15 protein-coding genes are annotated in these 24,009 nt (G+C 51.7%); 5 read left to right on the top strand and 10 right to left on the bottom strand.

Features of this window, described 5'->3' with window-relative positions; translation table 11 throughout:
- The first annotated feature begins 192 nt into the window (after positions 1–192).
- Positions 193–1,242 carry a PQQ-like beta-propeller repeat protein gene (locus HY774_29205; protein MBI4752589.1) on the top strand — a complete coding sequence of 350 codons (1,050 nt, stop codon included), beginning with the start codon at positions 193–195 and terminating at the stop codon, positions 1,240–1,242.
- Positions 1,243–1,651: 409 nt separating this feature from the next.
- On the opposite strand, the gene HY774_29210 is transcribed toward HY774_29205, so the two are convergent.
- From HY774_29210 to HY774_29220, 3 genes are all read right to left on the bottom strand, one after another.
- Positions 1,652–4,276: a hypothetical protein gene (locus tag HY774_29210; GenBank protein ID MBI4752590.1), complete on the bottom strand. Its 2,625-nt coding sequence runs from the start codon at positions 4,274–4,276 to the stop codon at positions 1,652–1,654.
- A 379-nt stretch (positions 4,277–4,655) separates the two neighbouring features.
- Positions 4,656–5,186, bottom strand: coding sequence for a hypothetical protein (locus HY774_29215; protein MBI4752591.1), 531 nt, complete (start codon positions 5,184–5,186; stop codon positions 4,656–4,658).
- A gap of 24 nt (positions 5,187–5,210) precedes the next feature.
- Positions 5,211–7,571 (bottom strand): pre-peptidase C-terminal domain-containing protein, encoded by a 2,361-nt coding sequence (locus tag HY774_29220; GenBank protein MBI4752592.1) that lies wholly within the window; start codon positions 7,569–7,571, stop codon positions 5,211–5,213.
- A gap of 72 nt (positions 7,572–7,643) precedes the next feature.
- On the opposite strand from HY774_29220, the gene HY774_29225 reads away from it, so the two are divergent.
- The gene (locus tag HY774_29225) at positions 7,644–7,784 is read left to right on the top strand and encodes a hypothetical protein (protein ID MBI4752593.1); all 141 of its coding nucleotides are present in this window, start codon (positions 7,644–7,646) and stop codon (positions 7,782–7,784) included.
- Positions 7,785–7,866: 82 nt separating this feature from the next.
- Here HY774_29225 and HY774_29230 read toward each other — a convergent pair whose 3' ends face one another.
- Together HY774_29230 and HY774_29235 are read right to left on the bottom strand one after the other, a co-directional pair.
- Positions 7,867–9,750, bottom strand: a complete 1,884-nt coding sequence (locus HY774_29230) for a PD40 domain-containing protein (GenBank protein MBI4752594.1) — start codon at positions 9,748–9,750, stop codon at positions 7,867–7,869.
- A 758-nt stretch (positions 9,751–10,508) separates the two neighbouring features.
- The gene (locus HY774_29235) at positions 10,509–14,249 is read right to left on the bottom strand and encodes a carboxypeptidase regulatory-like domain-containing protein (protein MBI4752595.1); all 3,741 of its coding nucleotides are present in this window, start codon (positions 14,247–14,249) and stop codon (positions 10,509–10,511) included.
- Positions 14,250–14,776: 527 nt separating this feature from the next.
- Between HY774_29235 and HY774_29240 the strand changes: the two genes are divergently transcribed.
- Together HY774_29240 and HY774_29245 are read left to right on the top strand one after the other, a co-directional pair.
- On the top strand, positions 14,777–18,793 hold the full coding sequence (locus HY774_29240) for a protein kinase (protein MBI4752596.1): 4,017 nt from the start codon (positions 14,777–14,779) through the stop codon (positions 18,791–18,793).
- Between the two features lie 26 nt (positions 18,794–18,819).
- The gene (locus tag HY774_29245; protein ID MBI4752597.1) at positions 18,820–20,619 is read left to right on the top strand and encodes a sigma-54-dependent Fis family transcriptional regulator; all 1,800 of its coding nucleotides are present in this window, start codon (positions 18,820–18,822) and stop codon (positions 20,617–20,619) included.
- 97 nt (positions 20,620–20,716) lie between these two features.
- Here HY774_29245 and HY774_29250 read toward each other — a convergent pair whose 3' ends face one another.
- The 5 genes from HY774_29250 to HY774_29270 all read right to left on the bottom strand — a co-directional run bounded on the left by HY774_29250 (position 20,717) and on the right by HY774_29270 (position 23,128).
- Entirely contained in the window at positions 20,717–20,893 is a 177-nt protein-coding gene (locus HY774_29250; protein ID MBI4752598.1) for a hypothetical protein, read from the bottom strand.
- A gap of 211 nt (positions 20,894–21,104) precedes the next feature.
- Positions 21,105–21,446, bottom strand: a complete 342-nt coding sequence (gene tnpA / locus HY774_29255) for an IS200/IS605 family transposase (GenBank protein MBI4752599.1) — start codon at positions 21,444–21,446, stop codon at positions 21,105–21,107.
- Between the two features lie 187 nt (positions 21,447–21,633).
- The gene (locus tag HY774_29260) at positions 21,634–22,191 is read right to left on the bottom strand and encodes a Uma2 family endonuclease (protein MBI4752600.1); all 558 of its coding nucleotides are present in this window, start codon (positions 22,189–22,191) and stop codon (positions 21,634–21,636) included.
- Positions 22,192–22,237: 46 nt separating this feature from the next.
- Entirely contained in the window at positions 22,238–22,675 is a 438-nt protein-coding gene (locus HY774_29265; GenBank protein MBI4752601.1) for an NUDIX domain-containing protein, read from the bottom strand.
- A gap of 42 nt (positions 22,676–22,717) precedes the next feature.
- The gene (locus HY774_29270) at positions 22,718–23,128 is read right to left on the bottom strand and encodes a nuclear transport factor 2 family protein (GenBank protein ID MBI4752602.1); all 411 of its coding nucleotides are present in this window, start codon (positions 23,126–23,128) and stop codon (positions 22,718–22,720) included.
- Between the two features lie 141 nt (positions 23,129–23,269).
- Between HY774_29270 and HY774_29275 the strand changes: the two genes are divergently transcribed.
- On the top strand, positions 23,270–23,956 hold the full coding sequence (locus tag HY774_29275) for a Uma2 family endonuclease (protein ID MBI4752603.1): 687 nt from the start codon (positions 23,270–23,272) through the stop codon (positions 23,954–23,956).
- The last annotated feature ends 53 nt before the right edge of the window (positions 23,957–24,009 follow it).

The raw sequence follows: 24,009 nt of genomic DNA on the forward strand, positions 1-24,009 counted from the left end.
CAAATACACTATCTGCATCTCGTGGCGGCAAACACATGCTTTTTTCCTCTTCTTTCTTCTTTCGATTTTTAAAAGCATGAGTTTGCCCTTTTTTTTCTATTTGTTACAGTCATTATTTTCTTATCCTGGCGCTTATGGGGGCCAACCCCAGGGGTCCAAAAGTATTTTTCACTGGCTGAGTATGACGGGAAATTGTATGCCGGGACGGGGGATAGTGGCCAGATTTTTGTCTTTGACGGCGTTTCCTGGAGCAATATGGGCGTGGCGTTTGGCGGGACGTTTTACGACTTGCTCGCTTATAACGGAAAGCTTTATACCGTCTACGATACGGTGTATGCCTATGACGGCGTGAGTTGGGCGGTGGCTCAGCCTTCAATCGGGGCAATTTCATTAGCGGTTTATGACAACAAACTGTTTGTCGGAACCGCGAATACGGGTCTGGTTCATCAATTTGACGGGACAACCTGGAGTTCCGTTTGGGTAACGTCCGAACCCATTCTCACTGAACTTGAGGTCCACGACGGTAAGCTTTACCTGGGGACCAATCCTGGTGGACATATCTATGCCTTTGATGGGTCGAGCTGGTCGCTGTGTTTTGACAGTCCTGAAGAAACAGTTGGGGCGCTGGCCAGTTTTAATGGCATGCTGTTTGCCGGAACGTCCAGTTCTGGTTTGATTTATCTGATGGGCGGAACGGCGCCATCCTCGGTTGATTTGTACCTGCACGCCAGCGGTTCGACGCTGTTTCTGGATAATCTGGCCCCAGGTGGTTCAACCGCTAAATTTCGGGATTCTTCATCACTCAATTTCAACAGTGGAAATCCCTGGAAGGAGATTGGAACCTGGGACTCGGTCGCCGGTTCGATTCCACCTCCTGCCACCACGCTCACCGAACTTGGTGACCTCAAAGTATGGCTGGGGCTCAAGAACAGTGATGATCAGGGCACCCGGTTTGATTTGCGGGCAGAAGTTTATAAAAACGGCGTTCCGATTGCTGCTGGGGAAACGCTGTGTATTACCGGAGTTACCCGAAATCCGGCGCTTGCGAAAGAAGTGCTGGTTGCTTTTGGTACAATTCCCAGTGTCAGTATTACTTCGACGGATGTCATTTCAGTGAAGATTCTGGCTCGGATTGGAACTGACGGTGCCGGGGGGCTTTGTGGAGGGCATAGCAACGCGGTTGGGGTGCGAATGTATTTTGACAGTCTGAGTCGTCCGGCTAACCTGAAGGCGACATTTTAGATTGGGGATGAATACTACAACGAGGTTTCAGTTTTAACCTGCGAAGCGGGTGGGAGAAAGTAGCCCCCGGTGCAACCGGGGGATCGGTCGGTCGTTCCCCTCAGCCTGCGCAGCAGGTGGCAGAGAGTGCCTGAGGAAGTTCATGGCAATTAGGGGGATACCGGTGACGGCACGAGCATTCGTTTCTCTCTGTCACCTGCTGCGCAGGCTGGGAGGTGGCGGCATTCGATTCCCCCGGTTGCACCGGGGGCTACTCTCTGTTACCTGCTGCGCAGGCTGAAACTGAATTTTCAGCTTGTTCCAAAGAAACCCATCACGGAAAAATTTACAGAAGGTTATTTTTTAACGCCATCTCAACCTCTGAACTGGAATCATTTTCTGAACGACTATAGGTGGTGGTTGCGGCAAACTATTGAATCAGGTCGAGTTTCACGACATCAAGTTCCACGCCAAAGCTATCGCCCCCTGACACACTGACCGTCAGTTGGTGATTTCCAGGCAGCACATTGATTGGACCAAGAGGGTCATTCACCTGGAATATATTCCAACCATTGCCGAAATCCCCAGTATCCTGAGCCGAAAAGGATCCAATCGGGGTATTGTCAAATTGAAGCGCGACTGTTTCCAAGGCACCAAAATTATCGTTGCTGTAGCGGACACTGATCTGGTAGCGCGCTTCGGTCGGTGCTTGAAACGTCAATGTTCGGGTTTGGCCTGACAGGAGCAACACGGTTGTTTGGTTTGAGGCATTGGACCGGGTCATGAGCTGTCCTTGACCTGTTCCTTGTTCGGCTTCAAGCACATATTGCCTGGGGGTATTGAGCCGAGCCAGGGATCTTTGGATGTTCGGATTGCGCTCGATGAGCCTCCAGATCAATCCGGAACGGGCATTTTCCAAATGCAGCAACATCGGTCCCTGGTCAATGGCAAACAATGCCCGCTGCACCCAGGTTCCAGTGCTGCGCACCCAGGCACGATTGGCAGCGGATGGAAGATTCATCCTGCGTTGACTGATGTCATTATTGAAGGCATCCGGCAAGCCAAATTTCCAATGCCAGTGTCCGCGTTGCCAGGCTTGTCGAAGCGCGGCAATGACGCGTGTTCGCCAATCCGTTCCAAAGCTCACGGCATTTATCATTCCATAATAGGCAATGGTGCCATCCTGGTCTGGTACAGGATTACAGGCGATAGGCGGCGCCCCATAGGCGTAGTAGCCGTCGTCCGGGCCTTCCGCCGCCGTGATTCCCCAGGCAGTTGGTCCATACGTTGCAAAACCTTCAGGATTTTGGGTGGCATATTGCATTGCCGCCAGCATTGCCTGTCTGGAATTCTCGTACCAGTTCACCAGATTTTCACCTGGGCAGGCTGGAAACAGGATGGTCTGGGTATTGAGAAAGGCATGCAAAAACTGGTAGGTAAATAACGATCCGGGATATGTCGTTACGATCCCATTTTTGATGCAATCTCGTTGCCAGGCACAGTGAACTGAGATCGGCACCGGATGTGTTTGCGAACCAACCGCCAGCAACGTCACAATTGAGGCTTCGTCAGTATAAAAATCCAGGGTTGCCGGGCTCCCATCACTCCGACTGGAATACCCGCCTTCATTTTGAGCGTCAGGGATGTTGAATGGCGGTCCTTCACGGAGTTCGTTTGGTTTCCAGCCCAGATAAAATTGGTGCGACCCCGGTTCCAGCAGGAACGGCCAATCCACTTGATCATAAATGGTTTGGGCCAGGGTACGGATTTCAGTTTCCTCGGGTGTGGTTCGGTCAAAATAGCTTTGTGCCGCGAGCACACCCATCAGCGCCAGGCCGGTGTCAATCGTTGACAGTTCAACCGTGTTGAGTGATTCGTTGGCGGAAGTACCTGGAAAGTCAAAGTTGAGTTTTCGTCGCCCATCAATTCCAAGAAAGTGGTAGAAAAATCCTCTATGTCCAATTCGGCCAATCCGGTCTGGTCCAAAGCTGGTTGCATTGGACAGCAGGCGTAAGATCGAGCGTGCTCGGGTGATTGCTTCGGTGCGGGAAATCCATCCTCGTTCAGCACCGATGGCTAAGGCAGGAAGGGCAAACCCGCCGCCGCCAACCGTCAGCAAATCGTTAAAGGTTGAGCGATCCTGCGGTATCCCAAGCGAAGCTGGCTTGCGACTGGACCAGTCCAGAAAATATTGAAATGAACGGCGTTCGAGCAGATCGAGTAACTCCGTATCGCTCACCGGCTCAATGGCTGGTCGGTTTGGAACAAACGAAATACGATGAAAATCCAGCGTGCCACGGACCGGGTTTGTAATCCGATCAGCTACATTGCTGCGTTCAATGACAAAATTGAGCACCTTGGATTGGCGCAGATTCAGGTCCCGCCCGCCGATGATTTTATAGTTTGCTGGACTGCGAAAATTCCAGGTGAGGGCTACTGGATTGGTGGCGGGTTTGATCAAGAAGCGGGTAAATCGTCCACCGCCCTGGGTGTCTTTGAGTTCAATCCGGAGAAAGATATTTTTCGATCCTGGATTTCTCACCTGGAGAAGTACCCTTTGAAAACTCCGACGACCACCTGGTTCCACCAGGACTCCATCTACATTGTCCAAATCCAGCACATGCTCTGGAAATGAAATCGTTTGGATCGTTTGACCATCAAAAGTCGCCTGGGTATCGGTGAGTCCAAAAAGGGAATGGAAGACACCGGTAAATGCTTCCACATCCTGATCAATTGAGAAATTCCAGTTCAGTCGAAACCGACAGGGCTTACCTGTCTCGCAGACCAGCGAGGATTGTCCATAGGGTTTCCCATTTTTGTTGATGCCACCCGTATTGCCGGAAAATTGATTGAACCCAAAATCAACACTGGTCACAATGTTGCTAAAATCCTCAAGAACAGCTTCCGGAATGGTGACAAGTGCCTGGCCAGATCGGAGGTTCGGTCTCAATTTTGATTCCATTCCCCAAAGCTGGCCTGGCATCAGGACGCCAATCGTGGCCGGGAGGGTCAGTTTTAAAAAATCCCGTCGGGCTTCTTTCGATGGTGACTTCATGGCTCAACCTCCTTTTGCCAATAGTTGATACCAATTTGGTGTCAGTAGCCAGGAGTCAGTAATGCGAATTCAGAGCTGAAAAAAGACAGGCTTTTTTTCACTGCTTCTACCGGATTTTGTGTTGGAGACAAATCAGAAGAACCAATCAGTCAGTACCACCCGCGTCAGTGGGTGGGCCGGCTTGCTTCCAACCCCACCCGCTCACGCGGGCGGTACTGACCTGTCCTTTCTTTCCAGCACTGACCTAGCATAACACAAAATCCGGTAGAAGCAGGAAACACTCCCCTTTTGTTCTCAATTAGATTGACTTTGCTCGATGGGACAACCGAATTGCCTATGAAGTTGATCCTTCTATGGCAACCAGCGCTTTTGTTGCCCTCTACGGTTCTTTTGGCTTTACCCGAATAATCTCTTTCACTTCAATCACCGTATCTTTTTTTGCTTGGCCGGATTGAAACCCTATAGCGTCAGTATTGCCACCCAAACTAAAACCATATCCTCCTCCGCCTGTAACAAGCCCATCAATCAATGCCGTTGCTATTTTTTCGGATGAACTCTCTGAAGCGCTGATGGTCACCTGGCTATTCTTTTTTAATTTGAGTTTATTTTTCTCAATTCGTTCTATTCTGGAGGTGTAAAATGCCCAATATACGTTATCAATTCCCTTTACAACAATGATTGCATTTTTTTTCGCTGCTATGAGCTCACGGATTTTGGTTTCAATAATGTCTTGAGAGGGTTGCTCGGAATTGCCAGGGTTTCCTGTTATCGAAGGACTTTGATCCTGGACAGGCTTCGATTGAATATTTTCTTCTGGGTTTGAAGGCTTTTCCCATGCGAAAACAACCCCGCCGAACAATATGATCCCAAGGATAATTAGAAGGGGAAATAAAAGTATTTTTGATGGCATATCTGTTCTCCTGTGTGTTGATGCTCATTGAATCACCAAAGTCAGTGTTCCAGTTCGTATCCGGCCTGAATCATCCCTGCCAGTAAAGACCAGCGATTGAGTTCCAATCGGCGCTTTACTTTTTGCCTTCAATTGGAATGTGGCACTGTTTCCGGCAGTGTTGACCGAGGCTGGAGAAAGTTTGCACTTGAGGGAGCGAACATCCGGCGGTGTAATGGTCACGGCACCCGAAAAACCACGAATCCGGTTGATGGCCAGCCGCACCTCCGCTGACTGGTTTCGAGACACCGTGACGGTTGCCGGGTCGGCCTGGATTTCGAAATCCGGGCCCAAGACCGTGACGGTGACGGTCGCCATTCGCTGGACCTGATTGACGCTCCCAAGCACGGTCAAGGTATAGGTACCTGCCTGGGTTCCGGTTTGTGGCGACACCGTGACCATGGCTGTTTCACCTGGCCTGAGCACTGATGCCGAAAGGGTAACTGAGAGTTGAGACACCGGAGGATTCACACTGGTGCTGACGGTCACCGGCTCGGAAAATGGACCAAACCCCTGAACCGAAAGATTGAACCGGGTCGTCATCCCGACTTCGACGGTTTGGGACGGTGGCCCAGCCGTGATTGAGAAATCGGCGACCTGGATCGTCGCTGGAATTTGGATGCTTTCCCCAGCCGCCGTGCCAATAATTGAAATCAAATAGCTCCCGACTGGGGTATCTGAAGGCAGATTGACGGTGAGGGTCGAACTGGTTCCTGGAGACAGACTGGCGGGTGAAAATTGGGTTGAAATGTTTGTCCCTGACGGAGTCACCACTCCTTCGAGCGTCACTGGTTGACTTGAGCTTCCGGTTGCCTCAACCATCACGGAAAATTGAACGGAATGACCTGGGAAGCCGGATTGGGATGCGGGCGATACACCCAGCGTAAAACTTTGACCTGGATCACCCAGGGCCGCAAGCTGGTACTCTCCAGTTCGACCTGAAGTCGTCGAATTGGCCAGAATCTGATACTTTCCACCAGCAGTGAGAGTCATTGTAATGCGTGAATTCCGGTTTCCACCACCGATATCATTATTCGACGCAATCAGTTGGCCTTCACGAGCGAGAAATAAAAATGGATCAAAAGCGGTTGCGTTGAGTTGAAGATCCACACGTTGACCGGCTCGACCTTGAAACGTGTAGACATCAACATAACTTCCATCATTGAGCGCACAATCCCCAGCACTCAATGCTCCGGTCACATTTTGTGGAATCCTCACCTGTTGGCCTGAACAGGAGGTTAGTCTCACCGAATATGGGCCTGTCCGTCCTGACGCAAATGAATTGGCAAACAAGACATAGCCTCCAGTTTGGGGCAACAGGAAGGTGGCACGGGCATTCGTTCCATCACCGCTGTCATCATCACAGGTCACGGGAAGACCAGTTGACGTCGTCAGAATCAAGAGCGGATCAAAAACGGTTGAATTCAGTTCGATGGTCACCAGTTGTCCGCCTTCACCGTCAAATGAGAACAGATCCGCATAACTGCCATCACTGAGTCGGCAGTCACTGCTGTCGAGGAGACCGGTTTTTGTTTCTGAAAAGGTGATGGGGGTTGATGATTGACCACACTGGGAAGGAGAAACCGGCTGGTCCCCAGCCAACGTGAGAGTATAGCTCCCAGTCCGGTTGGCGGCATATGAATTGGCAAAAATGAAGTATCCTCGCGTGGCCGACAATCTTCGGGTAATTCGGGAATTGCTCCCGAAACTGTCATCGTTGGTGGCCAGGACCGTCCCGCTATCGGTTGCCAGAATTAAATAGGTGTCAAAGATGGATGATGAAAGTTGAATATCAACCGATTGCTTGGCTGAGCCGACGAAATAATAAATGTCCACATAACTTCCATCATTGAACCGACAATCACTGAATTCCAATGCCCCCTGCACGGTTTGTGGAACCGAGATGATTTGGGCGGTACATTGTTGTTGACGGGCCGACTCTTGAATGAAGTCTGGGTGGTGTGAATCCTCGAAATGAGGCCATTTATCGAGCCGTGGGGCATTTCCAGAATGGGCCGCCTCTGCACTTTGCCGGGCCATGCGGCACAACGTGGCTTGAATTTGCCCTTCTGTCACGGCACCTTCCAGGTATTTATTCAGCGGCCACGTTTGCCTGAGTTCATCATCTTCCTTTTGAAGAAGATCACTCTCGACGGTACTTTCATCCATCCGCAATTTGGACCCAGGTTGAGTTTGAGACCACTCTGGATCAACAAATGGACTGCTCTGATACGTTGTACTTGGACTTGCCAGCGGAGGCAAAATCAGGATGAACAGACCCATCCAACAGGCCACGATCAAGAATCGAGGGGAAGGTAACCAGAAGGGGCGTTTCATCGTCTCCATATGTCCTCACTTTTGATGCCAGTTAAGGGTTGAAGTGTTTTTTGGTTTTCATCCCCGTTGGGATGGAGTCAGGTGAGCCGGCGGTCAGCGTCGCTTTGGACGCGCCACCACCGGATGCGGGTCATCTCCAATCCAAAATTCCCCGCCCAGCCAGCCGCCGCCTACGGCGGCTGGCTGGGCGGGAGTGAGGAGGCAACGTTTTCCCAGGGTTAAAACCCTGGGCTACGAGCCTTCCACCCCCTTCGCAGGTTAAAACCGAAACCTCGTTGTAGTATTAGCGCCTTACTGATTTGCCCTACCGAATTTTGCCTGGATTGCGGAAGCTTCCCACGCCGGTGCCGCTGTTGTTGGGTGTGCCGACCAGCGTCCAGGAGCTGGTCGGGATGAATCGTCCTTGAATCCGGTTGTTGAGGGTGTCACCGACGATCAAAAATGGTCCGCCCGCATAGGGGCCGGTCAGAAACTGGGTAACCGTGACGCCTTCGGGCCGGTTGACCTGACCCAACAGTGATCCAACCAGTGCCAGCGACGAGCCATTGTTTGGGTTGCTGTTGATCCATCGCACAATTCGCGAATTGCCCGTGTCGGCAACATAGAGCGTTCCATTTTGATCCAGGGCAATTCCCTGTGGGTTTTTAACCCGATTCAAGGCTGTGCCCAGGGTGGCAATCGCGATACCGGACGTTGAAGTCGTCGCGAGATTGGCGTTGTTGATGCGCAGGATACGGCTGGCCAGTTCGTCGGTGATAAACAACTGGAAGGTTGGGGAAATCGCTAATCCCCGTGGACTGCGAACCTGACCGCTGGCCAGACCATTGGCTGCAATGATGGTGGCCGGTCCCGGAATCCCACCATCAAACCGCGCCACCCGTCCATTTCCAGTATCGGCAACATAGAGATTTCCCTCCCGATCCAGTGCCAGTCCTTGTGGGGCTTTGACTTGATGAGGGCCAGTTCCCGATGTGGCAAAATCACCCCAGGTTATTCCTGCGTCGGTGGACCATTGAATGCGGTTGTTGCCGGTATCAGCGACATAAATGAACTGCTCGTCAAAACTGAAAGCGACGGCTTCGGGAGTTCGGAATTGTCCGTTTCCAGAGCCCGAAAGCCCGGTTCCAATCACCGACCAGGTGCTGCCATCAAATCGCTGGATGCGGTTGTTGAGCGTATCCGCCACCATCAACGTTGTTTGAGTTACCCGAATCGGTTGCCAGGTCGGACGGCGATCCGCCACTGGATTGAGGGTCCGATTCACCTGGTTTGAACCATCGGCATTCATAACAAAAATATCACCACGACCGCTCCCGTCGTCCCGTTCACTGGTAAAGGCAATCTGGGTGCCATCTGGCGACCAAACCGGCGTTTGATCAGAGGCCGGATGACTGGTCAGCCGGGTCGGATTTGAGCCATCTGTGTTTATGACATAAATCTCGCCATTGCCATCACGCCCGGTGCCGAAAACAATCTGAGTGCCATCTGGTGACCAGTTTGGCTGGTCATCCACCACGGAGTTTGTGGTCAGCCGAACAGCATTGGTGCCGTCAACATTCATAACAAAAATTTCAGCATGGATGGCCGACGTGCCTCCGAGATAGCGGGTAAAGGCAAACCGGGTCCCGTCCGGTGACCAGGCTTGCGTTCCTTCTGGTCCGCCGGTGAATGTCCCGACCTTCATCGGGTTTGAACCGTCGCTATTCATGACGTAAATGCTTGAAAAGGCGCCATCGCGGTCCGTGGTGAAGGCGATTTTGGTTCCATCCGGCGACCAGCAGGGCAAAAAATCATCTGCCGGATGGTTGGTCAGCCGGGTCTGGTTTGAGCCGTCCGCATCCATGACATAGATTTCTGAATTTCCATCCCGACGGCTGGTAAAGACAATTTGCGAACCGTCCGGCGACCAATCGGCACTGTCATCGTTGCCTGCACTACTGGTCAATCGGACAATCTCCGACCCATCAGCATTCATGCTGTAGATATCGCCCAGAAAGTCATCCCGCAAGCTGGTAAATACAATTCTTCCATTGGTGCCAGGAAAGGCAGCCTGGCAGGCTGGTGGCTCGATGAAAAAGAGCCACGCCCCAATGAGGGCGACCAGGGTGCACCCCAATCCAATCGTCTTTTTGAGCTGGAGGTATGTTTGAGAGAACAGCGTGAGGGAGCGGTGAGGGAGCTGCGGCATGGCGCCTCCTGTTCAACGTGTTTTGATGAATCAACTGAAACTAATACCAGTTTGTAGTCAGTAGTCAGTAGTCAGTAGTTCACTAAGTTCATTTGATTGAATGACTTGGCTGTTTTCTAATACGACCGCTTCATTCCAAAATGGTATAACTTGAGAGTTCTGATTTATTCGGATTCACAGACGCTTTCCCTCAGTGCAAACATTTGGCCAGATGGAAAATAAATTTGAAAAAGTGTGGATCCCATTCAATTCAAAGTACATAGACATTAAACTGAATCAGATCTGACTGACGATGTGTCGGGAACAGGGCGACACCTGAGGCGGGTATACCAGATTTTCGTCAGTAGCCAGTCGTCAGTAGTCCGCTAAGTTCATTTGATTGAACCATTTGAATATTTCCCGATACAATGAATTCAGTGCAAATAAGCATTACAAATCAGTTTTCTTGAATTCTCGGGAAGAGGCTGGTAAGTACCTTACCGAAAATTTCCAGACATTTTGAACCACGAAACACACGAAATACACGAAAAGAATCAAATACTTACCAAATCCAATATCTCAGGAAATTTATGACAAGGTACTTAGGAAAAACGTTCCCTCCAAACAAAAAAGCGTCGCCATACTGGCAACACCTTTAACGGGGTGAGGCTGAAGAAACCAGGGCTGGGGGCTGAGGGCTGAAGACTTCGGGTTCAAAGCAGAATTCCCGCTGTCTTCAGCCCCAAGCCCCAAGCCCTGGTTTTTTCAGCCCGCTGTCTTTAAAAGGTATAGCGCAACCCAAACTGCATCAGGCGCGGCGCTCCCGTGATAGAAGTTAAATTCCCAAACCTGGTGGATGGCTGGGTTGTCAGGTTATCTTCGCTGAGTTCCCACCCAATCACACTTGATAACCGTTGAGTGTTGGTGAGGTTAAACACTTCGCACCGAAATTGGAGTTTATGGGTTTCGCTCCAGGGCAGGGAAAAGAACTTATTAAACCCCATATCAAGCGTCACATACCCCGGTAGTCGCAAATAGTTACGGAAGCCGGTTTCGCCGGCCCGGGCATTGCGGAAACTTTGTGAGGCATACACCGGATCTGAAAACAGATTGGGTGGATTCGCGCCGCCCCGTGTCGGGGAAGACGCCACCGGGCGAACCGGAATTCCCATACTGCGGATGGTCCAGTTGGTTGCCCATCCGCTTGCGTCGCGTGGCGAGTCCATCGGATACCCGGTTTGCCACCGAAACAGACCTGTGATTTGCCATCCGCCAAGCAGGGCATCTACCCAGCCCGGCGCTGAATTGAGCCAGCGGCGGCCTCGGCCAGCCGGAAGATTCCAGATTCCATTGGCGTTGATGACGTGACGAAGATCAAATTCCGAAAAGGCACGGTTGTCACGTGGCCGGAACGGATTCAAGATAAACGGCTGATCATTGTACACGCTGTTGCGCTGTTGACCGGTACTGAGGTCCAGCCATTTGGAATAGGTGTAGTTAAAATCCCAAATCAGTTGATCGCGAAATCGTTGGCGGACCGTGAGCACCAGGCCGTGATAATCTGACGTTCCAATACTGCTCCAGGTCGCCAGCGAGCCATATTGACGGTTGTAAAAAATGGGATTGTCCAGAACCTGATCCATGGCCAGTTGGAGGTAGGTCCAGTCTCCGCCAGTGATGTAGTTGATACCCCCTTCCGACTGGCGCGCAAAGGCGTAGTACACGGCCTGAGTGGCTGAAAGACCGCGAAGTTTTGGATCCCCGAAGAAATCAGCAAACCGGGCTGCGAAGTTGCGCGGCAGCACGTTTTCGAACCACGGAATTGGGGTTGCCTTTCGCACTGGAACCCGCCCGTCACGGTAATCCGCCAGTTTCCCCGCCGCCGTGTACCAGTCCATTCCAGAGTGTGGATCCACCAGGTTGTTGAGGGCCATCACGTCCCGTGTCGCGAGCACATTGCGCCCGATCCGGCCAAGATACGCGGCTTCGACAAACAACCCGGCAGGAAGTTTCCGGCCATACGCAAAATTGACGCTGTAGGCATATGGCGTACGCACCGTGTGGTCAATCGAGGCTTCAATCCGCTGAACCAGGTCGGCGGCTTGCATTCTTGGAAATGTGATCCGGGTGGTTTGAGGCACGCCGGGAAAGCCACGCACAGTCTGGCCCAATCCCGTGAATCCCGGCGCTAAACGATTGGTAATATTGAACGTGTTGGGTGGAATGGCAAACGAGGACGTGAAGCCAAGGGCATTGTTGACATCAAATTGCGAGGCGATTTGAATGCCGTAATAATCATTCACCACGGCGAGGCCACCCCGCAACACACTGTCTCCTTCCTTTCCAAAGAGCCTTTCAAGCCACCCACCTTTTTTGAATTTCGGTGTCCAGGCCAGGGCAACTCGGGGTTGGAAATTATTTTTGTCGAATTCATAACTTCCAGGTTTGCCATTGGCCGGGCCGGCTAAATCAACCGTAATGAGTTCCGCTGATGGAATTCCAAGGGCGGCACTTGCTGCGCGCCGCTCAAAAAAATCACCCAGTGGAACGGTGGTGGCGGCCTGAAATCCGTTGCGCTCATAGACGGGGCGGCTTAATCCATACCGCAGTCCATACGTTATTGTCAAATTTGGAGTTAACCTCCAGTTATCTTGAACGTAGAGGTCATATTCCTGCGTTGCCAGATTTCTTACCACCGGAGTTCCCTGGGGCAATGGCCGACCATCCCGACCATAAATAAAATTCACCCGATAGGTGTTGAGACGACCAATCAGGGCGGCCACCGCTGCCTGGAGCGAAGAGATGGAACTTCCACTGATGGTATACCCGGCTTCGACCAGCGGGCGCAGCAAGACCGCCCCACCTCCCTCATATGCCCCTGGGCTCGTTGCCGCCAGGTCATAGGAAAACAACTCCCGCTGGTTGCGAACCGAAATGAGCCTGACGTTTCCACCAAACTGAACCGTATGCCGGTCTTTGGTCCAGGTGAAATCATCGGTCAGGTTATAAACCCTGGTTACCCGATGGACGACCCGCGTGTAGTGAAAAGGTCGAAACACACCGACAAATTCGATGTGGTTTTGATTGGAATCACTGGGTAAAGAGAGCGCCTCGCGAGTCAACCCAAAGCGAAAATTGTTGACCTGGGTGCCGGAGATAGCCCAGGTATGGCCCGCTGCGATTCCAGAAGGATGGTTCCAGGATCTGGCGGCTGTCTTGTCAGGCAGTGCTGGTGCCTGTTGCGTAAAATCAGTCTGGTAGATATAGCGTCCAAAGATCAGGTGTTTGCCCTGCTGGTCGGCGGTCCAGTCAAGTCGAAGTGTGTGCGTATTTTGGTGGATTGGGGATGGGACGTTAAACCGGATTCCTCCCGTGTTGAGCCCATCGCCGGCAAATTCCAGATCATTGGCCGGATACCGGCGGGCGGCATCCGCCAGCAACGCGATGGCCTGGGGGTTAATTCCCGCCTGGTGATAAATCCGGCTGACTTCGCGTGCGGTGAGCGTAATGAGCGAGCCGGTTGCGTCAAGAAACTTTAATTCTCCGCGCCCAAGGCTCGGCAGTGGAACCACCTGGGTGCCTCCATTGGTTGAGGCTTCCCGATAGCCTTCATAGTTAAAGAAAAAGAACAGCCGATTGGGACGTATCGGACCGCCGATTGCCCCTCCAAACACATTGCGGATTGAAACTGGAATTTTGTTCCCGGCTCGATTTGAAAAGAAATCGTTGGCCGAGGTGACCGAGTTGCGATGGAAATGATAGAGCGAGCCGTGAAATTCATTGCTTCCGCTTTTCGTGACAAGCGATACCTGGGCGCCGGACGAACGTCCCTGATGGGCATTCGGATTGGTGACTGTTACCCGGAATTCAGCGACGACATCCGCTGGGAGGCGTAAAGTTGGCGTGAACGAAATCCCGTTGACCTGGTCGTTGATGTCAACCCCGTCCAGCGTGTAGTTTGCCTGATCGTTTCGGCTGCCAGCGGCGGAGCCATCGAGGGTAACTGCCGGCTGCAAACTGAGCAACCCCGCCACATCTCGCAGATTGAGCGGAAGCTGAGTGATTTGCCGGGTGACGAAGGTGTTTCCCACCGTGGCGTCCTGGGTGTTGAGTCGAACCTCCGACTGGTTAACCTGGACCGGGACGATGATCCTGGTTTCACCTACCTCCATTTGGAACAAAACCGTGGTTGATTGGTCAACCGGCGCCCGTACGGCTGCGATTTCATAAGTTTTAAACCCTTGAGCCTCGGCTCTCATTCGATAAGTGCCGGGTTGAAGGCTCGTGACCAGGTACTGACCGGTGGTGCTCGTAACCAGGGTGCGAACAGTACTGGTTTGGAGATTGGTAACAGTTATTTTGGCTCCGGCAATGGTCTTTCCAGTTGAGTCCAAAACCTGTCCCAAAACGGTTGAGGTCCCGGTTTGGGCCATGAACGAACATGTGGTGAGCCAGCCCAAAACAAACAAGGTGCTGATATTGAAACAACAGCAACACAATAGACGGCCTGAGTTTTTCATCGACACTGCCTCCTTTTTCATTGAAAGGTGTGGAGCACGGCGAAGTTGAATCTGCGGCAAACCCAATACCAAAGATTGAGGGAAAATCGAGATGAATCGTTATTTTTAAACTGAGCCAGGTCCAACGGAAGTGGGGAAAACGATTGACAAAACACAACAAAAACCACGCCCGGCCACCTGGGTCAGTTGTGGTTTGGCTAAGGTAAATCGTTGAACAGATGAGGTTTTGAAGGGGCAAGAACGGGTGACTTTCCTTGATGTCATTAGACCACTTTTTTGCCATCGGTCAATAAAAAAATGGATTTGTCAGTACCACCCGCGTCAGCGGGCGGGCCTCCTTGATTCCGAAAACCCACCCACTGACGCGGGTGGTACTGACCAAAACCCACCCACTGACGCGGGTAGTACTGACCAAAAGGTTATATTATTTTCACAGGGTTCGATTTGATCAGTCTCTCTGATAAGATGCCTGCGCAGACATACAACCGTTTCTGAACCACCATCTTTCAAAAATTCATTCAACCCATGTGAGCAACACACTGCACCAGTTTCAATTCTTGGATTGTTTGTCAACGGGTGACCTGGGAAATGTGTACCTGGCGTGTGACACCCGGCTGGATCGCAACGTCGTCGTCAAATTTCTCCCCCTGGACGGCAACAATCTGTTGGAAACCCGCCGATTGATTGCCACTGAAGCCCGGCTGGCTGCCGCGCTCGCTCATCCAAACATTGCGACGATTTATGAATTTGGCGAGGCCGAAGACCGGATCTACTTTGTCATGGAATATGTGGAGGGGCGCTCTTTACGACAAAAGATTGCCGAGGGTGGGTTCCCCTTGAGTTCTGTGCTGGAGCTGGTGCTTCAAATCGCGGAAGCTCTGGAAGCTGCTCATGCCCGAAATATTGTTCATTGTGATCTCAAACCGTCCAACATCATGGTCACGACCCTGGGACGGGTAAAACTGTTGGATTTCGGATTGGCCCGGCTGACAACCCGGCCCGATGATGACCGGAACCCGATTTCAGACGATGTCACCGGGTTGGTTTCGGGTACCCTCAAGTATCTTTCACCCGAACAGGCCCAGGGGAAACCTCTGGATGGACGAACCGACCTGTTTTCGTTGGGAATTATTCTCTTTGAACTGCTGACCGGGCAGCATCCGTTCCCCGGAGAGAATGAATTTGAAGTTGTTCAGGCAATTTGTACCAGTTCACCGCCGCTTCTGAGCCGGTACCGGGACGATATTCCATTGGAACTGGAACGGGTATGCCGCAAACTCCTGGAGAAAGACTCTCTCCATCGGTACCAAGCCTCTGAACTGGTGCCAATCCTGCGCAAGCTCAAAGCTTCCGTTCAGTCCAGCCTTCCCCAGATTGACCCGCAACCAGCCGCTTCATTGCCCCAACCCGGTCCCCTGGCCCGTGAGTCTTCTTCGTGGAGGGCCCATATTTCTGGTTTTTTGGGACAGCCATTCTTTGGAAAAGCGGCTCGCGCTGAGGTCCCTTCCACCAGCCAGGGTTCATCGGGGATTGCTTTTCGAGGGTTGCTCCCCTTTCAAGAAACCGATCAGGATTCCTTTTATGGACGCGAGACCGACATTCAGGCGCTTTTCCTGCGAATACAGAATCCCGAGTTCCGATTTGGAATTCTGTTTGGTGAATCAGGGTGTGGCAAAACCTCGCTGCTGAGAGCCGGATTGGTTCCAAAACTCTGGCGCGAAGGATGGTTCCCACTGGTATGCCGGTCATATCAGGATCCGCTGGTGGTACTCAGTGAAGAATGTCGGAAACAAACCCAGGTTCCCCGGTTGCCGCTGGAATCTCCGCTGGACTACCTCACTCGCGCCGGCCAGGAAATGGAATCGGTGCCCATCATTATTTTTGATCAGTTCGAGGAGTTTTTTCTTACCTTTCGAGATCGCCGGGATCGGCAACCCTTTACGGATCTGGTGGTTGAGGCATATCACTCACCAGCCATCAAGGTAAAGTTTTTGTTTTCAATTCGCAGCGATTTGTTGTACCGGATCAATTCTGAATTTGTCGAGCAAATTCCTGATCCGTTGATGAATTCGCGGTTGTATCACCTCCAAACCCTGAATCTGGATCAGGCGGCTGAAATTATTGAGCGGTCAGTTGCCGCAGCCGGAATCCAGTTTGAAACTGGACTGAGCCGGTTGATTGTCCAGGATTTAGCCGTTGGTGAGACGGTGTTGCCCTCGGAATTACAAATTGTCGGAGACCAGCTCCAACACAAACAAATCACTTCGATCCAAAAGTACAAACAGGTTGGTGGAAAAGAAACCCTGGTGCATGGTTTTCTGGAAGAGGTGATGACGGCTTCGAGCGACCGGACCGGGATTCAACTGGTGCTGCGCAGCCTGATTTCTGATGAAAATACTCGCCTGACCCTGACGCTTGAGGATTTGGCCAGTCGGCTGCATCATACTCCGGTCCAGATCCAGCGATTGTTGAGGCTGCTGGTGCAATCCAGACTGGTTCGTGAAATCCAGGAAGACGAGCCGTGGCGCTATGAACTGGTCCATGAATATCTGATTGACAAGATCAATCGCATCACCGGGAAAACCCTCGACACGACCCAACGGGCCAACCGGCTGTTTCGACACTATCTTTCTCAATATGGAATTGATCAACGGGCTCGCATTCCCTTGAGCCAGCTCTGGACCATTCATCGGTATGCTGATTTGCCTCGTGGGCCAACTGAATTGAGGTTGCTCCGAAAAAGCCTGATCGGAGGACTGCTGATGTCCGGGATGATCACGCTTGTTTTGGTGGTGGGCCTGGCGCTGGTCACCGCCCTGGCTTCAATTCGAGACTCCTGGGATGGCGGTGTTCGCTTGACCTCGGGCCATACCGCCCCGGTGCGCAAAATTGCCTTTTCCCCTGATGGCCGGCTCCTGGTGTCGTGTGGGGAAGATGCCCAGGTCATCGTCTGGGATTTTCTGCGTCGGGAACGGATCGCCACGTTGCGGGACCATACCGGGAGTGTGCTTTCCCTGGCTTTTTCACCCGATGGAAAGTGGTTTGCCACCGGGAGTGCTGACCACCGGGTGATTATTTGGGATGCCAGGACATTGAAAAAAGTGACGGTTCTCACGGCCCACCTTCAAACTGTAACGGGGCTGGCATTTTCGTCGGATGGAGAATTGCTTGGCTCATCATCGGATGATTCTGACCTGGGGCGGACGATTTTTTGGGAGGTTGCCACCTGGCGCCCAGTCAAGGAAGTCAAATTTCGCAATGATTGGAAGGATTTATTTATCGAGCCGAAGACCCATCGGCTTCTCAAAGCCTTTGCCATATCTCCAGACTGGTCGGAAATGATTGATATTGAGATCGAAGGGAAGGTCGTTTTTCAATCACTGTCGAACCAGGCCATTCTGAAAAAAGTGTCAGCCCATCACGATACCGGGCGAACGGCGGCATTTTCGCCCGATGGCCGGTATCTGGCAACTGGAGCGGATCGGGTTGTTTTGTGGGATGCCCGCACGCGTACCCAACTTGACCGATTGGAGTATTTTTCGGGGGTGTGGGATGTTGCCTTTTCTCCGGATGGGCAATGGCTGGTGTCTTCGCACGGGGATGGCGGGATTTTGATCTGGGATTTGACCGAGCGCGAATGTGTGGCCAATCTCAATGAGCACGCTGGGATCGTTCGCCGGATTGTCTTCTCTCCAGATGGAAAATGGCTGGCTTCAGGTGGGTCGGATGGTTCGATGATGGTCTGGAGCGTTGAGCATCAGGCTCGCCAGGCGGTGTTCTTGATCCCTTCAGACTCAATCAATGATCTGGCGTTTAGTCAGGATGGCCGACTTGTGGCGACTGCTGATCAGGTCGGAGATGTCCATATTTGGGATTTTCATCAAAACACACTGGTGTGGACCATCCATCACCCAAAAACCTATGTCATGGCGGTGGCTTTTTCACCGGACGGGCACTTTCTGGCCACCAGCCAGGGCGTCTATGACCTCCTGACCCGTCAGCCAGTGGCCTTATCCTCATCCTCAGGAGCTTTTCCTGGAAAGTATGGTGAAGTCTATGAGCTGTCATTTTCCCGTGATGGCCAGAAGCTGGTGATGGTGTCACCGTATGGCGACATTCTGGTTTGGGATACAGGATCCTGGCGGCTTCAAGACCAGTTTAAGTTCACCGGTTTTCATTTTCTCAACGTGAGTCTCTCTCCTGATGGAACATCGCTGGTGACGGGAGAAGAAGGGGGATCAGTCAGATTGTGGGCATTGAATCCGCTACGTCAGACGGCGGTTCTTGGTCGCCATGCCGGCTGGGTGCGATCCGTCGAATTTTCACCCACCGGAGCAGAAGTGGTTTCAACCGGTGACGATAAAACCATTGCTCTGTGGAGTGTGCCGGACCGCAAACTCAAGTCGTTGATTGGGACTCATGCGACGCCGGTGCAATGTGCCAGGTTTTCCCCGGATGGGAGGAGATTGGCCACCAGTGGAAATGATTCAGCAATTCGGTTATATACACGGCGGCAGACATTATGGAACTTCCAACTTGATTAAACCGGCAACCTGGAAAAAAAACTCCGATGAAACCCCCGATCCATCACCTCCAACATCTGCTCGAATCATTGCAATCCTTTATCGAGCAGGAAGATCAAGCCTGCCGCCAGGCCGCTGCGGCGAATCTTGAAATCCTGGGAACACTCCAGGCCGGTTCTGCCGACCGACGATTACAGCATCTGGCAAAGCAGGTGAAAGCGCTTCAAAAACGGGTGGCTTTGATGTGTGAGATGACCACTCAGGATTATCTGGCGAAGATTGAGCAGGAAGTTCAACGCCTTCAATCTCAAGTCGTCAACCGACAGGTCAATCAATTAGTTGAGCAGGTGATCAGCCTGCATTCACCGGAAATGAAAGTCCTGAGTGAGGTCTTGATGGATCAATTGCTTGAAGGAACCCAGGCCGAACGCGGGTTCATTGTGTTCTTTCATCCAGAATCAAGTGAAGCCGAAATCATCTCAATGCGGAATTTCCAGACGGCACACCTCACTGCCGAAGAATACCGCCCGAGCCGGAGCCTGCTTCGGTCTGTTTTGAGCGACGGGAAATCGCTCTTATTTCACGATATTTCCCAGGACATCAATTTTCGACAGGAACCGAGCATTCAAAACTTTGGGCTCAAATCAGTGGCGATTACCCCATTGAAAAAAGATGGCCGTGTCCTGGGCGCGCTGTACCTGGAAAACAGGAATCTCGCGACTGCCTTTGATGCCGGGGATCTCAACTTTCTGGATCTGGCTGGGCGACTGATGGTCTTTTGCTTACACAATGCCCGGTTGCTGCCGATTTTATTCAAAGAGAATCGAGTACGGCTCAACGACAACCAGTTTTCAACTGACATCGTCGGCCAATCGCCTGCCATCATCTGGCTTCAGGAACAAATTCAGAAAGTGGCTGACTCTCAGGCTACGGTGTTGATCGAAGGTGAGAGCGGGACTGGAAAGGAGCTGGTCGCACGCGCCTTGCATAGCCATAGCCGTCGCCGGGACCGCAAGTTTATTGCCCTGAACTGTGCCGCAATCCCTGAGCAACTGGTCGAATCCGAGCTTTTTGGGCACGAACGCGGGGCTTTTACCGGGGCCTTTGAACAACACATCGGTTTTTTGGAGCAGGCCAATGGGGGCACGCTGTTTTTGGATGAAATTAGCGAACTCCCCTTTTCACTTCAGGCGAAACTGCTGCGGGTCCTGCAATTTCAGGAATTTCACCGACTGGGAGGAAAACAGGTCAAAAAAGTCGAAGTTCGGATCGTGGCGGCCACCAGTAAAAACCTGAAAGAACTGATTGACGAAAAGAAATTTCAAGAAGCGTTGTACTATCGGCTCAATGTGATTCCACTTCACGTCCCACCACTCAGAGCGCGCAAAGAAGATATTGCGCCGCTGGTAGCTCATTTTCTAAAAATATTCGGAGACCGTTACAAAAAGACGATTCACCTGGAACCAGGGATGATCGAGATTCTGAGTGAATACAATTTTCCGGGCAATATTCGCGAATTGGAAAATCTGGTCCACCGGCTGGTCGTCTTCGCCTCTGATAATCGAATTGCAATTGCCGACCTTCCCAAAGAGATTCTTCAGATTCACACGCAACGACTCAAATTGACGGCAACCCCACTCTACCGCCTGCTGCAAACACCCGTAACGGATTTAGCCGATATCCGCCAGCGACGGGCACAGGTAAAACAGTTTTTTGCTGCCGAAGAGCGCAAACTTGTCGAACGGGCAATTGAGGAAGCCAATGGAAACGTCACTGAAGCCGCCAGCCGATTGGGGCTTCATCGGGCGACGCTGCATGAAATATTGAAGAAAACCGATCAGGGCTGAAGAAGACGGGCTGAAAAAACCAGGGCTTAGGGCTTGGGGCTGAAGAAAATGGGATGAGGAGACGCAATCGTGTCCGGAAGGGGTTTTCGCCCGCAGGTCACCGGAGAATAGCCAGTGCCCTGCGGGCAGTAAGAATCTCCGTTGCGGAAAGGTCGGTTTTCGCCCGCAGGGCGCTGGAAAATAGCCGGTGGGCAGCCTGCTTTGAGGCGCACCCACCGGAATCCAGGCACAAAATGGTTCGCGCCCGGATGGGCGCTGGAACCTGTTTATTCAATCAAGGATTCGTCAAATTCAACACCGCTCATCTTCAGCAAATTCAGGTATTCCTCCCGAAAAGTCCGTTGTTGGTGATGGCCTTCCTGGTTTTGAATATAAGTACCTTACCGAAAATTTCCAGACATTTTAAACCACGAAACACACGAACTACACGAAAAGAATCAAACACTTACCCAATCCAATATCTCAGGAAACTTATGGCAAGGTACTTAACTCTTCACTTTGTCAATATTTGTAGGGCTTACCGTAAAAACTCCGTACCCATCCTGCCATCCAAAATTCCGAATATGTAAGGTTTCGTGGACCCACTGTGAGGAGCTATGTTTCAGATCGCGCATCACATCAGCGAGCCTGTGGGTAGTTCGCAGGGTAATCAAAAGGTGAACGTGATCCGCAGTTCCTCCAATGGTTTCCGCAACCCCACCAGGTGTTCGAATGGCACCACCGAGGAAGGCATGAAGTCGAGGTCTCCAATCCTGGGAAATGAACGGTTGACGGTGTTTGGTGCCGAATACAATATGGTAATACAGACTAAAATGGGTTGAAGACATAATGGATTCTCCTGCGCCCATCCGGGCGCGAATTGATGGGGCTGCTGATCCGGTGGTAGCGCTCAAAGCAGCGCGACCACCGGCTATTCTCCGGCGCCCTGCGGGCGAAACCCGGCTATTTTCCGGTGCCCTGCGGGCGAAACCCGGCTATTTTTCGGCGCTCTGCAGGCGAAAACCACATTCGTTGTTACTTTTCAAACAAGGCGTCAACTTCAAATGTCCAGCCGGGGACAGCGGGTTCGGCCTCAGCCAGATCTCCTCGGTGGTAGATGGTGGGTTGGTCAGGGGTGTCTGCGCGATAGACTTTCACCACATCTATGCCGAGTAAATCAATGTCCCACACCACAAGGGTTCCAGCGGCAAAGTAATCCTGGCGTTTGGTTTGTATTCGTTCCTCAGCTTTTTCCCCATAATCATGTTCACTCCGGACTTCAGCCGCAAAAATCGGCGCTCCTTGATAAAACCGCATCCCTGGATTTGGACCAATGTAGAAAGCCGCATCAGGGCTAAAAGACTGACGATGGGGCAAATCCACAATAAACCCGGCATTATCCGGAACGGCAATCCCAGTTTGGGTTTGGCGAGCATACTGGCGCAACGAAACTGCAATTTCAAAGCCAGCTTGTGCCGGGTCACCTCCGGTCGGTGGCATAGACATCAACGCTCCATTCACAAGTTCGGCTTTGCCGGTTTCGGGAATTTGATACAGGTCTTCAATCGTGGCAGGTTTGACCGTGGTACTCATAGCTGGTTTCCCTGTAAAGTGAAATGGTTGAAAGGTTTCCAGTTTATCATGGTGTGAATGGAAATCGCCTGGAAAAGTACCGCTCCACCTCGGCCAGCACCTGATCAATGCTTTGTTCCTGAATCCGATGCGGTGGTGCCCAATTGACCCACTCAAAGCTGAAGTGTTCGGTGAGGTCAATGTCTACGTCCTGGGTCAAATGTCCAAGGAACATCACCAGGGTTTTTTTCACCGGTTCGTAACAAAAGCGTTTGTACTTTGGAAAATACACAATTTCACATCGAAAATTGTCATCGAGGGAAATTTGATCAGATTCGATTCCGGTTTCTTCCCAGGTTTCACGAAAGGCACAACTCAGTTCATCTTCGCCGCGATCAATGTGGCCTTTGGGCAGATCATACCGGCTGGCGTGCCGCAGAAGTAAAAAGCGTTCGTAGTCAGCCGAGTCAAACAGCAAAATGCCACAGGATTTCAGTTCTTTCATACGATTTAGGGTTCGGGGTTCAGGGTTCAGGGTTCAGTTCAATCAGTTTTCCAAAAGTGAAGCTGCTGGTTGGCGGGCTTCGGCAATTTTGAGTGTATCAGTGTACTGGCGGAACCTGACAATCCGACCATCCTGCACGGTGTAGATGTGGGCGAAGGCGGCTTCCATCGAACGCCCCGTCGTTTTGAATGTCCCCCGATACACACCAATGGCAACAATGTTGTCACCGGCATCAAGCCATTCGGTCACCATCGCCTGCCAGGTCTCCCATTCGAGGCGAAATTTGGCAAACACATCAGTGAGGACGGTGTCCGTCCCGTGATGGGTGCCACCGCCGGGAAACCCTTCATTTTGAATCCATTCAATCTCTGGATGAAAAATCCGGCGAATGGCTTCCGTATCACGGTTTCCAAAGGCGGTATAGAGTTCCTGAACCAGTTCAAGATTGGTCATTGGTAGGTTACTCCAGAGAAATTTTATGGCGTTCTTCTCAGGTCATTCCACAACAAAGTGTGTCACGACCGGAACGCTTCGGTTAGAATAGAGATTCTCGATTCAAAAACTCAACCGATCAATTCAGAAAGGAGGGAAGCGATGGGGACTCATGTGCCGCTACCTGTACCGGTTGACATCGTTTACCCGGAAAGCGATGGACAACCAATGGCCGATAATACCAGACAATTTGAATGGATTGTGACCATCAAAGAAAATCTGGATGCTTTATTCCCTGAGGTCTTTGTGGCGGGTGATTTGTTGTGGTATCCGGTCGAAGGAAACCCAAAAATCCGTCAAGCCCCTGATGCAATGGTTGTTTTTGGTCGCCCGAAAGGCCATCGCGGGTCATATCTCCAGTGGAAAGAAGAAAATATCGCTCCACAGGTCGTTTTTGAAATTCTTTCACCAGGAAATACTTATGGTGAAATGGTCCGCAAGCTAGAGTTTTATGAGCGGTATGGAGTTGAGGAATACTACGTTTATGACCCCGACCATAACGAACTCAACGGCTGGCAACGTCAGGAAGGACGCTTCCAAACCATTGCCGAGATTGACGATTGGACCAGCCCCCGGTTGAAAATTCGCTTTGAACGAACTCCCGAATCTCTGAAGGTATATCGGCCAGATGGTACGCTGTTTGAAACCTTCGCTGAGTTACTTGTTCGGGCAGAAGCTGACCGCCAACGTGCGGAAACTTTGCAGCAGGAAAAAGATCAGGCTCAGGCAAAGCTAGAACGATTGGCCGCCCGGTTGCGCGAGCTTGGCGAAGATCCTGATCTGCCTTAGTGGTTAGTGATTAGTGGTTAGTGGTTAGAAATCAATACTTTCGAAGAAGAACC

It is taken from the genome of Acidobacteriota bacterium, from assembly GCA_016208495.1.
Lineage (GTDB): Bacteria > Acidobacteriota > Blastocatellia > Chloracidobacteriales > Chloracidobacteriaceae > JACQXX01.